This is a genomic window from Microbacterium sp. RD1 (genome assembly GCF_052220165.1).
In the GTDB taxonomy this organism is placed as follows: domain Bacteria; phylum Actinomycetota; class Actinomycetes; order Actinomycetales; family Microbacteriaceae; genus Microbacterium.
Genome location: NZ_JBQPOL010000001.1, coordinates 459645 through 471860, shown reverse-complemented (window position 1 = coordinate 471860; position 12216 = coordinate 459645). Strand labels below are relative to the sequence as shown.

The window sequence follows — 12216 nt, the reverse complement described above, 5'->3', positions numbered from 1 at the left end:
CGCCCGGAATATCCCGCGGCTACCATGGGTTTACGCCTAGGGAACAACGAAGGGGGCGCGCACGTGCGTCACGTCATCATCATCGGATCAGGCCCCGCGGGTTACACGGCCGCGATCTATGCCGCCCGGGCGAACCTCGAGCCGCTCGTCATCGCCAGCTCTGTCGAGGCCGGCGGCGAGCTCATGAACACCACCGAGGTGGAGAACTTCCCGGGGTTCCCCGAGGGCATCCAGGGACCCGACCTCATGACCCGGATGCAGGAGCAGGCGGAGAAATTCGGTGCACAGGTCGTCTACGACGACGTCGTGGGCCTCGAGCTCGACGGGCTCGTCAAGAAGGTCACGCTCGGCTCCGGCGCGTCCCACGAGGCGGAGTCGATCGTCTTCGCGACGGGATCGGCGCCGCGCAAGATCGGCATCGAGGGCGAGTCGCGCCTGTCGGGCCGGGGGGTGTCGTACTGCGCCACGTGTGACGGTTTCTTCTTCCGCGAGCGCGTCATCGCCGTGGTCGGCGGCGGCGACTCCGCCATGGAGGAGGCGACGTTCCTGACGAAGTTCGCCTCGAAGGTCTACATCATCCACCGTCGCGGTGAGCTGCGGGCGTCCAAGATCATGCAGGAGCGCGCCCTCAAGAACGACAAGATCGAGTTCGTCTGGAACAGCGAAGTCGCCGACATTCTCGGCGACGACGCGGTCACCGGCGTACAGCTGCGGTCGACCGTCGACGGCACGCTCAGCGAGCTTCCGCTCGAGGGCGTCTTCGTCGCCATCGGCTACGACCCGCGCACGCACCTCGTGCACGGAAAGCTGGATCTCACCAGCGAAGGAACGGTGTGGGTCGACGGACGCACTTCGCGCACGTCCGTCCCCGGTGTGTTCGCCGCGGGAGACGTGATCGACCCCACGTACCGACAGGCCGTGACGGCGGCCGGCAGCGGCACCGTGGCGGCACTGGACGTGGAGCACTATCTCGCCGCGATGGGCGACGCCGGAGAGCCGGCTCCGGATGCCGCGGAGATCGACGGTCTCGCCGACGCCCACGTGGTCTAGGAACAATCCCGCGCGTCCGCGCGTTGGATCAGGAAGCAAGCTTTTCCGAGGAGGAACGATATGAGCGCAAAGGTCACGACATCCCAGACCTTCGAGCAGGACGTGCTTCAGGCCGAGGGTCCCGTACTGGTGGACTTCTGGGCCGAGTGGTGCGGACCGTGTCGAATGGTCTCCCCCATCCTGGATGAGATCCAGTCGGAGCACCCCGACAAGATCACGATCATGAAGCTGAACGTCGACGAGAACCCCGACCTGGCCATGAAGTACCAGATCACCTCGATCCCCGCGATGAAGGTGTTCCACGCAGGCGAGGTCGAGACGACGATCATCGGCGCCAAGCCGAAGTTCGCGCTCGAACAGGATCTCGCCAAGTACATCGGCTGACATCCGCGCGAAGAGAACCCGGCGACCTCGGTCGCCGGGTTCTTGTGTTTTTCAGGACGCGTCGAGGCGCACGGAGACATCCCACCGGCGATGACCCTCGTCCTCGCCGAGCAGGCGCCACACCGCGCGCGTGAGCGGCGGGTAGTCGAGGGCGATCTGCCGGAGGACCCGGTAGTGCCGTGCCCGGTTGGGACGGACACCGCCGTTGCGCGCGATGTTCTCCGCCCGCAGCGTCAGGACCACCAGTTCGTCGACGCTCGGCAGGTCATCCATGAAATCCCACGGATCCTCACCGCTGAGAAGACGCTCGTGGACGAGCACCGACCGCTCGTCCGCCGCCTCTGCACGCAGCACCTCGAGACTCGCCCGCCGCTGTGGGGCGTCGTCGTGCGCGGTCATGATTCCAGCGTACGTGCCTCTCGCCTCGGGCGGGTGATTCGCACGCAACGAGGTGCGGGCCTCACCCGCCGAAGGGCTCCTCACCCAGCTCCGTGAGGATGCGATTGAGGTCCTGTACCGTAGCGAAATCGATCACGACCTGGCCTTTTCTAGCTGTGAGCGAGACCCTAACCCGCGTGTTCAACCGGTCGCCGAGCCGCTCACCCACCTCGTCCAGGTGCCCGCGACGCGTGCCCGCTTTGGGCGCGGGCCGACGAGGGCCGGCACCCTTGGCCGCGGCCTCCGCCGCGCGAACCGAGAGATCCTCGTTGACGATCTTGTCGGCGAGCCGCTGCATCTGCGTCTCATCTTCCACCGACAGGATCGCGCGGGCGTGCCCCGCGCTGAGCACACCAGCCGCCACCCGCTGCTGTACGGGAACCGGCAGGCGCAGAAGGCGGATCGTGTTGCTGATCTGCGGGCGTGAGCGGCCGATCCTCGACGCCAGCTCTTCCTGCGTGATGCCGAAGTCCTCGAGAAGCTGCTGGTACGCCGACGCCTCTTCGAGCGGGTTCAGCTGCGAACGATGCAGGTTCTCGAGCAGCGCGTCGCGGAGCAGGTGCTCGTCCGCGGTGTCGCGGACGACCGCGGGGATACTGTCGAGTCCCGCCTCGCGTGCGGCGCGCGTGCGGCGCTCGCCCATGATGAGTTCGTACTGACCATCCCCGAGGTCGCGCACCACGACGGGCTGGAGCACTCCGAACTCACGCACGCTGTGCACGAGCTCAGCAAGATCGTCGGCGTCGAAGTTGGTCCGCGGCTGCCGCGGGTTCGGGACGATTCGATGGGGATCGATGTGGACCAGTCGGGCGCCCGGCACCGCGACGAGGTCCCCCGCCTCCGCAGGGAAGGAATCGGCCGGCGTCGACGCCGCATCCGGTTCGGCAGCCCCCGGGAAGAACACGTCCACCGGACGGGCCTCGTTCTGCTCCGTCGTCGGGATCAGTGCCCCGATACCCCGCCCTAGTCCGGTCCTCTTCGCCATCAGGACTCCTTCTCGTTCGTCGCCCGTCGAATGATCTCGATGGCTGCCTCGCGGTACGCGATGGCGCCCGCCGAATTTCCGTCGTACGCGATGACCGTCTGGCCGAAGCTCGGGGCCTCCGACACGCGCACCGACCGCGGGATCACGGTGTCCAGCACCTCCCGGGGAAAGTGCGAACGCACCTCCTCCGCCACCTGCTGCGCAAGCCGCGTACGCCCGTCGTACATGGTCAGCATGATCGTCGAGACATGCAACTGCGGATTCAGATGGCGCTGGATCATCCGCACGCTTCCGAGGAGCTGGCTCAATCCCTCCAGTGCGTAGTACTCGCACTGAATAGGGATGAGCACCTCCTGCGCGGCCGTGAAGGCATTGATCGTCAAGAGGCCCAACGACGGTGGGCAGTCGATCAGCACGAAATCCATCCACTGACCGTCGTCAGCAAGGTAGTGCTCGAGGGCGGTGCGCAAACGATGCTCCCGCGCCACTTGCGAGACGAGCTCGATCTCCGCACCCGCCAGGTGGATCGTGCTGGGAGCGCAGAACAGGTTGGATGACTCGGGACTCTGCTGCACGATGTCGGCGAGGGGGAACTCGTCGATGAGCACGTCGTAGACGCTCGGCGTGTCAGCCGTGTGCGGAACGCCCAGAGCCGTCGACGCGTTGCCCTGCGGATCCAGGTCTATGACGAGAACGCGAGCTCCGACGGACGCGAGCGCGGCAGCGATGTTGACGGCGGACGTCGTCTTTCCGACACCGCCCTTCTGGTTCGACACCGTGAGGACACGGGTCGTTCCCGACAGAGAGACCTCCACGGCTTCCAGTGCACGGCGGCGAGCGGAGAGATCCGCGAGTTCACGGGCGATGGGGGAATCGAACGTCACACCAGACCCGGAGTCGTCGGATTGTTTCACGTGAAACGTACTCCTTCGCCGTTCGGGCCACGGACTCCCCAGTCTATCGCCGTGCGCCGACCTCGCCCGACTTCCTCCACACTGCGCAGCCGTCATCGGCCTTCGCATCCACGCCCAGGATGTTTCACGTGAAACGTCACCACGCCGCTGAGTGCGCCGACACCACTACTCGTCGCGTACGATGCGGGCCGCACGACGCCGCGATTCCTGGACCGCCGATGTTTCACGTGAAACATCGGCGGTGAGAGCGGACGGGCAAGCGCGGGCGACGCCACACCGCCACCCGATGCCTTAAGCGCGGACGCTGGCGCGAATCACCCGTGCCGGCTCGTCGAGGAGGTTTTCGCCGATCATCTCGACACGCACATTCGACAGGCGGTGCGCGCGGATCTGCTTGGCAGCGGCTTCGATCTCGTTGTGCGCGTTCGCGCCCTTGAGAAGGATCAGCTCACCACCGTCCTTCACGAGCGGTGCGGTGAATGGCAGGAGCGTGCGCAGTGCGCTGACCGCGCGAGCGGTCACCGCGTCGACCGTGCCCGAGCCCGACCACTCCTCACCACGCGAGCGGACGATCTCCACGTTCGACAAGCCGAGCTCATTCTTCTGCTCGTGCAGCCACCTGGTCCGTCGCTCCATCGGCTCGATGAGAACCCACTCCACGTCCGGGCGCGCGATCGCCAACACCAACCCGGGCAACCCCGCCCCCGAGCCGACATCCGCGACGCGCCCGGAGAAGAGGGGTGCGGTCACCGCACTGTTCAGAATATGGCGCGTCCATATGCGGGACGGCTCGAGCGGACCGATGAGTCCACGCTCTTCGCCCTGAGCGGCCAGGGCAGCCGTGAATGACCGCGCGACGGCGATGCGGTCACCGAAGATCTCGGCGGCGACAGCCGGTTCCGACTCGACGTTCGTCACCGTTTCACGTGAAACATCACGCCCGGCGGAGCACGGTGTGACGATCAGCGCCCTCACCGTACGACTCCGACACGAGGCCGCGCTCGGCCGCGATGTCGTGGATGAGCTTGCGCTCGTAGCTCGACATCGGTGGGAGCGACGCCTGCGAGGCACCGTCATCGAGCCTCGTCGCAGCGCGATCGACGAGGTCGGCCAACTCGCGCTGTCGAACCGAACGTGATCCACCGACGTCGAGGATCAGCCGCGAGAAGTGCCCGGTCTTCGTCTGGACAGCGAGACGCGTGAGCTCTTGCAAGGCCTGGACGGTATCGGGCTCCGACAGCCGCGACAACGAACTCGCGGCATCCGCCTCAACTGAGACGTATGCCCGTCCGCTGCGTACGTCGAGCGCCAGGTCGCCGTCGATGTCTGCGATGTCCAGCAGCTCCTCGAGATAGTCCGCGGCGATGTCACCCTCCTGCTCGAGCTGCTCAGCGGATGCGGTCGCATCGAGCGCGGGCGCGACGTCGGTGGGATCAGCGGTCATGACAGTCCTTCGTTCTCAGGAGGATACGGGGGAGTCGGGCGTCGCGCCGCCGGACTGTGCACCGGCCGTTCCGTCCGGACGCTTCGTGCCCTGCTTCTTGGCGCGCTGCTTGCTCACAGGCTGCTGCCGCTTCGGCTGGGCGGCGCGAGCGCGTTCGGCCTCGTCCAGCAGGCGCTGCTGCTCGGCCTGGTACTTCTCCATGGAGATGACCTTGCCCTGTGCATCGAGTGCCTTGCCCTTGCGTGCGAGACGCTCCTCGCGCGCCTTGGCGGCATCCGATCCCGGGGTCGGCATCTCCCGGATGACGACGAACTGCTGAACCATCGTCCACAGGTTGCTCACGAACCAGTAGATGACCACACCGAGCGGGAAGAAGACACCGGAGAAGATGAAGGCGAGCGGCAGGATGTAGAGCATGATGCGCTGCATCTGGTAGGCCTGGCCGGTCTTGGCCTCGGGGGAGAGGTTCTTCGAGATGATCTGCAGCTGAGTGAAGAACTGCGAGCCGATCATGAGGACAACGAGAACGACGAGGATGATGACGGCGGTGGTGTTGCCGGTCTCGAAGGCGTTGATGAGGGTCTCATGGAGCGACGCGACCCCGAACAGCTTGGCGTCGTAGAACTCCTGGGTGAGCTCGGCGTCCAGCAGACCGACACCGCCCGTGTTCGCCCCCGCGTGCTTGGCGACATCGTTCAGCACGCTGAACAACGCGAAGAAGATCGGCATCTGGACGAGGAGGGGCAGGCAGCTAGAAACAGGTGTCGTTCCGTGCTTCTTGTACAGCGCCATTGTCTCGCGACTCATCGCCTCGCGAGAGAGCTGGTCCTTCTTGCCGCGGTATTTCTCCTGAACTTTCCGCAGTTCAGGGGCGATTTCCATCATCTTCCGCTGGCTCTTGATCTGCCGGACGAAGAGCGGGATCAGCGCCGATCGGACCACGATCACCAGGCCGATGATCGACAGCACCCATGTGATGCCCTCCGCGGCCGGCAAGCCGATGAAGGTGAACAACGCGTGCCAGGCGACCAGCACGGCCTCGACCGCCCATTTGAGCGGCCAGAGGACGATTCCAATGAGATCCGGCACGGATCAGTCCTTTCCAGGGGGCACGACGAAACCGTGCGGGGTGAGCTCGTAACGAAAGTCGCGGTGCGGTTTCACATCATCGATGCCGCCCTGTGCCCAGGGGTGGCAGCGCGCCAGCCGGGCCGCGGCCAATGCCGAGCCCTTGACGAGTCCGTGCTGCTGCACAGCGCCGACCGCATAGGCCGAGCACGACGGATAGTACTTGCACACGTCGCCGTAAACATGGGAGATCGTTGCGCGGTAGCCGTGAAGGAGCGCCAGGCCGAGGTTCCGAGGGACGAGCGGCAGAGACGCCAGCACGCCGGACGGCTCGAAGCGACCGTCTCCGACGAAGGCGACGGGGAGCGTGGCGCTGCTCATGCGGCCGCCTTCCGCCGCAGGCACCGCACGACCTCGTCGCGCAGCATCCCGAAATCCGCGGAGGCCGCACTCGGCAGCGCCCGAATGACGACGTCGGCACCGGGTCGCACGTCCGACAGTGCCGCTGCGCATACCGCCTTCAACCGGCGGCGCACCGTGTTGCGAATGACGGCGGAGCCGACCTGCCGACTCACGATGAAGCCGAACCGAGCGTGCGCGGACTCACCGTCTCCGACGTAGGTCACCGTGTGCGCTGCGGCACACCGCGATCCCCGCCGGACGACGGCCTTGTAGTCCGATCCGCGGGTGAGTCGGTTCGGCTTCGCGAGCACCGCTCGGTCAGGCGGACAGCTCGGTGCGCCCCTTGGCGCGACGAGCGGAGAGGATCGAACGGCCGGCGCGGGTGCGCATACGGGCACGGAAGCCGTGCTTCTTGGCACGACGACGGTTGTTCGGCTGGAACGTACGCTTGCTCATGAGGTCACTTCCGGAAGAGGGATCCCCGGGAGATCAGGGCCGGGGACGGGTTTCGAGGGACTGCCGTGATGGCATAAGTCAACCGACTAAGGCTACGTCGTGACGGGGGAGAACTCAAACCGTCGCGCGTGCAGGCGCACATTATCCCCAAGCGACGCCGAGGTCCGCGACGAGACACGCGGCCCGGATCTACAGTGGGGTTTGCTTCTCCGCACGCTCGCTGACTAGCGTGTCCACGTCAGTTATCCACAGGCTCGGGGCAACGTCGCGTCGCGTCGGATTCGCACCATCCACACCCAGGGGGACCATGTCGCCGAACGATGACCCCGACGTCCCCATCTGGCCCGCCGTTCTCGAGCAGCTCCTGCAGGACGACCGCGTGACGCCGCAGCTGCAGGGTTTCCTCAACCTGGTCGTCCCCAGTGGCGTGTATGCGGGCGTGCTCTACCTCGACGTACCCAATGACCTCACCGCGGCGCAGATCAACAAGCGCTTGCGCGCCCCGCTCATGGAGGCGCTCACGCGGGTGGATACTCCCGAGCCGGCCAGCAGCTTCCGCGTCGCGGTCAACCCCGATCTCATCGACGCGCACCTCACTGCGCCATTGACCGTGCAGAGCACGAGTGCTGCCGCGACGCAGGTCTCGCGCCCGGCGCCGGATGACGCCGGCGAAGCCGCGTCGCCAGCGTCGCGCAGCGACACCCGACTCAACCCGAAGTACACCTTCGACAACTTCGTCATCGGTCAGTCCAACCGGTTCGCCCATGCTGCGGCCGTCGCCGTCGCCGAAGCACCCGCCAAGGCCTACAACCCGCTGTTCATCTACGGGGACTCCGGGCTCGGCAAGACGCACCTGCTGCACGCCATCGGCGACTACGCCGTCAGCATGTACGCGGGCATCCGGGTGCGTTACGTCTCGAGCGAAGAGTTCACCAACGATTTCATCAACTCGATCGTCAACAACCGCGGCTCCGCCTTCCAGGCCCGATATCGCGACGTCGACATCCTCCTCATCGACGACATCCAGTTCCTCCAGGGGCGCGCCGAGACCCAGGAAGCGTTCTTCCACACCTTCAACACGCTTCACGATCACGACAAGCAGGTCGTGATCACGAGCGATGTTCCGCCCAAACACCTCACCGGCTTCGAGGACCGCATGCGCAGTCGCTTCGAGTGGGGCCTCATCACCGACGTGCAGGCGCCCGACCTCGAGACCCGCATCGCGATCCTCCGCAAGAAGGCGCAGAGCGAGCGACTTCAGATCCCCGACGAGGTGCTCGAGTACATCGCGACCGTGGTGTCGTCGAACATCCGTGAGCTCGAGGGCGCTCTCATCCGCGTATCGGCCTTCGCCAGCCTCAATCGCTCGAACCTCGACATGTCGCTCGCCCAGACGGTGCTGCGCGACATCGTCGACCAGGACGATGCGAATGTCGTCTCGCCGACCGACATCATCACGGCGACCGCGCAGTACTTCAAGCTGTCGGTCGACGACCTCTACGGGTCGAGCCGCTCGCAGGCGGTGGCCACGGCCCGTCAGATCGCCATGTACCTATGCCGCGAGCGGACGAGCCTTTCTCTCCCCAAGATCGGCCAGCTCTTCGGCAACCGCGACCACACCACGGTGATGTACGCGTACAAGAAGATCAGCGACCTCATGAAGGAGCGCCGGTCCATCTACAACCAGGTCTCCGAGATCACCACGCAGCTGGGCCGTTCACGCTGAGTGCGCCCGACGCGCCCGGTGTCGACGTCGTCTTGACACCGCTGCTCCACTGACCCCAAAATACGTTTCCCACAGTGTGGAAAACCTGTGGATAACCGTGGACGACACGCCCAGCGAATGTGAGTGGATCCATTCACGCCTGTGGAATCGGAGGAGCGCGGCCGCCGCGCTCCTCCTCCGTCTCCACGGGCTCTCCGCATCCGCCACACATCTCACACGCGTGTAGTTCCCATGTCCGCGCAGGCATGTCTCGCGTTGTCCACAGTTTCCACAGGCGTTAACAAGATGAAGATATTTACCTGGAAGAAAACGATCCGATCACCTTTGCAGGGCGGGGTGGACTTCCAAAGCGCGTCGGCACGGGCACTAGCATGAGTACGCCAGACCAGACGTCGAGGGAGCACCCGTGAAGTTTCACGTCAATCGCGATGTGTTCAGCGAAGCCGTGTCGTTCGTCGTCAAGCTCCTCCCGCAGCGCAACCCGCAGCCGATCCTGGCCGGCGTTCTCATCGAGGCATCCGAAGATGGTCTCTCTCTCGCCGCCTTCGACTACGAAGCCTCCGCGCGCACCACGATCGAGGCCACGGTGGACGAGCCCGGGACGATCCTCGTCCACGGCCGTCTGCTGTCCGAGATCGCCAGCCGGCTTCCGAACGCGCCCATCCAGATCGCCGTCGACGACGATGGTGGCATCCTCCTCACCTGCGGATCGGCCCGGTTCACCCTCGCGTCGATGCCGGTTCAGGAATATCCCGCGATCCCCGAGGTCTCCGGCCGATCCGGCCTCGTTCCCGCGGAGGATTTCGCCACGGCGATCGCACAGGTGGCGTTCGCGGCGTCGCGCGACGATGTGACACCGGTTCTCACGGGCGTCCAGCTGGAGGTCACCGGCACCAGCCTCAGTCTCGTCGCCACCGACCGCTACCGCGTGGCGCTGCGCGAGATCCCGTGGGATGGGGGCGCTGCACCCGCCGATGAGCCGATCACCGCTCTGGTCCCGGCACGCACGCTCCAGGAGGTCGGGAAGACCTTCGCCCACGGGGGCGACATCGCGATCGCGTTCTCCGGGTCGGGCGACCGCGAGATCATCGCCTTCACCGCCGGCAACAAGACCGTGACCTCGCTGCTCATCAAGGGCAACTTCCCGCCGGTACGTCGCCTCTTCCCCGCGCAGACCGAGCATCACGCCGTCGTGAACACGGCCGAGCTGGCCGAGGCCGTCCGACGCGTATCCCTCGTTCTCGACCGCTCGGCGCCGCTGCGGTTCACCTTCTCGTCGGAGGGCGTGTCGATGGATGCCTCGGGGACCGAGCAGGCCCGCGCGACCGAGTCGGTCGACGCGACGCTCCTGGGTGACGACGTGACCCTGGGGCTGAACCCGCAGTACCTGCTGGAATCCCTCGGCGCCGTTCGCAGCGAGTTCACCCGGGTCACCTTCACCTCCAGTGAGAACGCCAACAAGCTGAGCCCCGTCCTGGTCACGCCGCAGACATCCGTCGACAAGGGTGGCGACGGCTCCTTCAAGTACCTGCTCCAGCCGAACCTCCTCCTTCGCTGACCACCAGAGGAAGCGTCGGGGGCCGCGGGTAGGCTGACGCGGTGATCGTGGAACAGCTCGGGCTCGTCGACTTCCGCAATTACGCGGCCGCCGATGTCTCGCTCGTTGCCGGTCCGAACGTGTTCGTCGGTCGCAACGGACAGGGCAAGACGAATCTCGTCGAGGCGATCGCCTACCTCGCCACCCTCGGCTCGCACCGGGTGTCGGCCGATGCGCCGATGGTGCGTGACGGTGCAGACGCCGCCGTGGTCCGGGCCCGGCTGGCCCACGGCGAGCGGCACGTGCTCCTCGAGCTGCAGCTCAACCGCTCCGGCTCCAACAAGGCGCGCGTCAACGGCGCGGCCGTGCGCACCGCTGAGCTGCCGCGTTATGCGCAGGTCGTGTTGTTCGCCCCCGAAGACCTGCAGATCGTGCGCGGCGACCCCTCTTCCCGGAGACGGTTCGCCGACTCGCTCCTCATTCAGCGCTCGCCGCGGATGGCGGGTGTCCTCGCCGACTACGACCGGGTGCTCCGGCAGCGCACAGCGCTTCTGAAGTCGGCCAGGGCGCGCGGAGTCCGTGGCGACGCGCTGTCGACCCTCGATGTGTGGGATGACAAGCTCGTCTCCCTCGGCACCGAGGTCATCCAGGCGCGGCTGGCTCTGGCGAACGATCTGTCGGCACCCGTCGCGAGCGCGTACTCGGCGATCGCTGGCGCCGACCACGAACCTCGCCTGGAGTGGGCGCTGTCGGTGAGGGGAGGCGATCCGGAGGAGGACGAGTCGGATGCGTCCGACATCGACGGATCCTCGTCGATCGCCGACCAGTTCCGAACCGCGCTCGCGGCTCGACGCGTTGCAGAGCTCGATCGCGGGCTGACCCTCGTCGGGCCGCACCGGGACGATCTCGTCCTGCGTGTGCGCGGTCTGCCGGTGAAGGGGTACGCCTCCCACGGCGAGTCGTGGTCCGTGGCACTGTCGCTCCGGCTCGCCTCGGCCGAGCTCCTCCGCGCCGAATCGCAACTGGGCGACCCGGTCCTCATCCTCGACGACGTGTTCGCCGAACTCGACGCCGGGCGCCGCTCCCGCCTGGCAGACGTCGCAGCCGGATACGAGCAGGTCATCGTGACCTCCGCGGTCGAAGAAGACGTTCCCGACGGGTTGCGGGCCCGAGTCGTCCGCGTGGAGGCCGGCCGCATCGTCGGAGGTGCGGATGAGTGAGCCGGCCGGCGGCACGGAGATGCCGGAGACGCTCGTCACGTACCTTCGCCTTCGGGGCCTGGAGCCGTCGAAGTTCCGGCGACGCCGCGCGCGGTCGACCGCGTCCGATGAGAACCAGCCCTTCACGGCGGGCCGCGACCCGTCCGGTCTCGGCGACGTGCTCGACCGGCTCACGCGCGACGCGGGGTGGGGACCGCAGCTCTCGCGCGCCGACCTGGCGCGCACGTGGGAAGACGTCGCCGGGGGCGAGACGGCGAAGCACACCCGGCCGGTGGCGCTGGATGCCGGATTGCTCACCGTGCAGGCCGACTCGACGGCGTGGGCGAAGCAGCTTCAGCTGATGCGCGCCCAGGTGCTGTCGGAGATCATCCGGCGCTTCCCCGAGGCAGGGGTGGAGTCCATCCGATTTATCGGACCCGACGTCCCCTCCTGGAAATGGGGCCCGAGAGCCATTCCAGGGCGTGGTCCGCGCGATACCTACGGCTGAGACACGTTCTGTGGTCCACCGCCAATTTTCAACGCGCCACAGGGGCGTACAGGCCCCGTTGGAGGCTGTCGTTCGGTAGACTGGAAGCAATCCTTTCGACCGATG

Annotated in this window: 15 protein-coding genes; 6 read left to right on the top strand and 9 right to left on the bottom strand. The window is 66.5% G+C overall.

Going from position 1 to position 12216, the window contains the following annotated elements:
* Positions 1–63: 63 nt before the first annotated feature.
* Together trxB and trxA are read left to right on the top strand one after the other, a co-directional pair.
* A complete protein-coding gene (trxB, locus tag ACTU3I_RS02250; protein ID WP_442923979.1) occupies positions 64–1050 on the top strand; it encodes a thioredoxin-disulfide reductase in 987 nt (328 codons plus the stop codon).
* Between the two features lie 60 nt (positions 1051–1110).
* Positions 1111–1434, top strand: coding sequence for a thioredoxin (gene trxA, locus ACTU3I_RS02245; RefSeq protein ID WP_442923978.1), 324 nt, complete (start codon positions 1111–1113; stop codon positions 1432–1434).
* Between the two features lie 51 nt (positions 1435–1485).
* Here the strand turns inward: trxA and ACTU3I_RS02240 are convergent, their stop codons facing one another.
* From ACTU3I_RS02240 to rpmH, 9 genes are all read right to left on the bottom strand, one after another.
* On the bottom strand, positions 1486–1833 hold the full coding sequence (locus ACTU3I_RS02240; RefSeq protein WP_442923977.1) for a tryptophan synthase subunit alpha: 348 nt from the start codon (positions 1831–1833) through the stop codon (positions 1486–1488).
* 61 nt (positions 1834–1894) lie between these two features.
* The gene (locus ACTU3I_RS02235) at positions 1895–2857 is read right to left on the bottom strand and encodes a ParB/RepB/Spo0J family partition protein (protein ID WP_442923976.1); all 963 of its coding nucleotides are present in this window, start codon (positions 2855–2857) and stop codon (positions 1895–1897) included.
* Positions 2857–3771, bottom strand: coding sequence for a ParA family protein (locus ACTU3I_RS02230; RefSeq protein WP_442923975.1), 915 nt, complete (start codon positions 3769–3771; stop codon positions 2857–2859). The genes ACTU3I_RS02235 and ACTU3I_RS02230 overlap by 1 nt, the downstream gene beginning before the upstream one ends.
* A gap of 291 nt (positions 3772–4062) precedes the next feature.
* On the bottom strand, positions 4063–4689 hold the full coding sequence (rsmG, locus tag ACTU3I_RS02225; protein WP_442923974.1) for a 16S rRNA (guanine(527)-N(7))-methyltransferase RsmG: 627 nt from the start codon (positions 4687–4689) through the stop codon (positions 4063–4065).
* A gap of 16 nt (positions 4690–4705) precedes the next feature.
* The gene (locus ACTU3I_RS02220) at positions 4706–5215 is read right to left on the bottom strand and encodes a Jag family protein (RefSeq protein WP_442923973.1); all 510 of its coding nucleotides are present in this window, start codon (positions 5213–5215) and stop codon (positions 4706–4708) included.
* Between the two features lie 15 nt (positions 5216–5230).
* Positions 5231–6304 carry a membrane protein insertase YidC gene (gene yidC / locus ACTU3I_RS02215; RefSeq protein WP_442923972.1) on the bottom strand — a complete coding sequence of 358 codons (1074 nt, stop codon included), beginning with the start codon at positions 6302–6304 and terminating at the stop codon, positions 5231–5233.
* A gap of 3 nt (positions 6305–6307) precedes the next feature.
* On the bottom strand, positions 6308–6664 hold the full coding sequence (yidD, locus tag ACTU3I_RS02210) for a membrane protein insertion efficiency factor YidD (RefSeq protein WP_442923971.1): 357 nt from the start codon (positions 6662–6664) through the stop codon (positions 6308–6310).
* Positions 6661–6996, bottom strand: a complete 336-nt coding sequence (rnpA, locus tag ACTU3I_RS02205; protein ID WP_442923970.1) for a ribonuclease P protein component — start codon at positions 6994–6996, stop codon at positions 6661–6663. The genes yidD and rnpA overlap by 4 nt, the downstream gene beginning before the upstream one ends.
* A gap of 7 nt (positions 6997–7003) precedes the next feature.
* Entirely contained in the window at positions 7004–7141 is a 138-nt protein-coding gene (gene rpmH, locus ACTU3I_RS02200; protein WP_005054680.1) for a 50S ribosomal protein L34, read from the bottom strand.
* A gap of 307 nt (positions 7142–7448) precedes the next feature.
* Between rpmH and dnaA the strand changes: the two genes are divergently transcribed.
* From dnaA to ACTU3I_RS02180, 4 genes are all read left to right on the top strand, one after another.
* On the top strand, positions 7449–8867 hold the full coding sequence (gene dnaA, locus ACTU3I_RS02195; protein ID WP_442923969.1) for a chromosomal replication initiator protein DnaA: 1419 nt from the start codon (positions 7449–7451) through the stop codon (positions 8865–8867).
* Positions 8868–9273: 406 nt separating this feature from the next.
* Positions 9274–10425: a DNA polymerase III subunit beta gene (gene dnaN / locus ACTU3I_RS02190; protein WP_442923968.1), complete on the top strand. Its 1152-nt coding sequence runs from the start codon at positions 9274–9276 to the stop codon at positions 10423–10425.
* Positions 10426–10466: 41 nt separating this feature from the next.
* Positions 10467–11624 carry a DNA replication/repair protein RecF gene (gene recF / locus ACTU3I_RS02185; RefSeq protein ID WP_442923967.1) on the top strand — a complete coding sequence of 386 codons (1158 nt, stop codon included), beginning with the start codon at positions 10467–10469 and terminating at the stop codon, positions 11622–11624.
* Positions 11617–12111, top strand: a complete 495-nt coding sequence (locus tag ACTU3I_RS02180; RefSeq protein ID WP_442923966.1) for a DUF721 domain-containing protein — start codon at positions 11617–11619, stop codon at positions 12109–12111. The genes recF and ACTU3I_RS02180 overlap by 8 nt, the downstream gene beginning before the upstream one ends.
* The last annotated feature ends 105 nt before the right edge of the window (positions 12112–12216 follow it).

Coding starts and splice junctions, on each gene's coding strand:
- trxA (WP_442923978.1), top strand. CDS start 1,111: ATGAGCGCAAAGGTCACGACATCCCAGACCTTCGAGCAGGACGTGCTT.
- ACTU3I_RS02240 (WP_442923977.1), bottom strand. CDS start 1,833: ATGACCGCGCACGACGACGCCCCACAGCGGCGGGCGAGTCTCGAGGTG.
- ACTU3I_RS02235 (WP_442923976.1), bottom strand. CDS start 2,857: ATGGCGAAGAGGACCGGACTAGGGCGGGGTATCGGGGCACTGATCCCG.
- ACTU3I_RS02220 (WP_442923973.1), bottom strand. CDS start 5,215: ATGACCGCTGATCCCACCGACGTCGCGCCCGCGCTCGATGCGACCGCA.
- yidD (WP_442923971.1), bottom strand. CDS start 6,664: ATGAGCAGCGCCACGCTCCCCGTCGCCTTCGTCGGAGACGGTCGCTTC.
- rpmH (WP_005054680.1), bottom strand. CDS start 7,141: ATGAGCAAGCGTACGTTCCAGCCGAACAACCGTCGTCGTGCCAAGAAG.
- dnaA (WP_442923969.1), top strand. CDS start 7,449: ATGTCGCCGAACGATGACCCCGACGTCCCCATCTGGCCCGCCGTTCTC.
- ACTU3I_RS02180 (WP_442923966.1), top strand. CDS start 11,617: ATGAGTGAGCCGGCCGGCGGCACGGAGATGCCGGAGACGCTCGTCACG.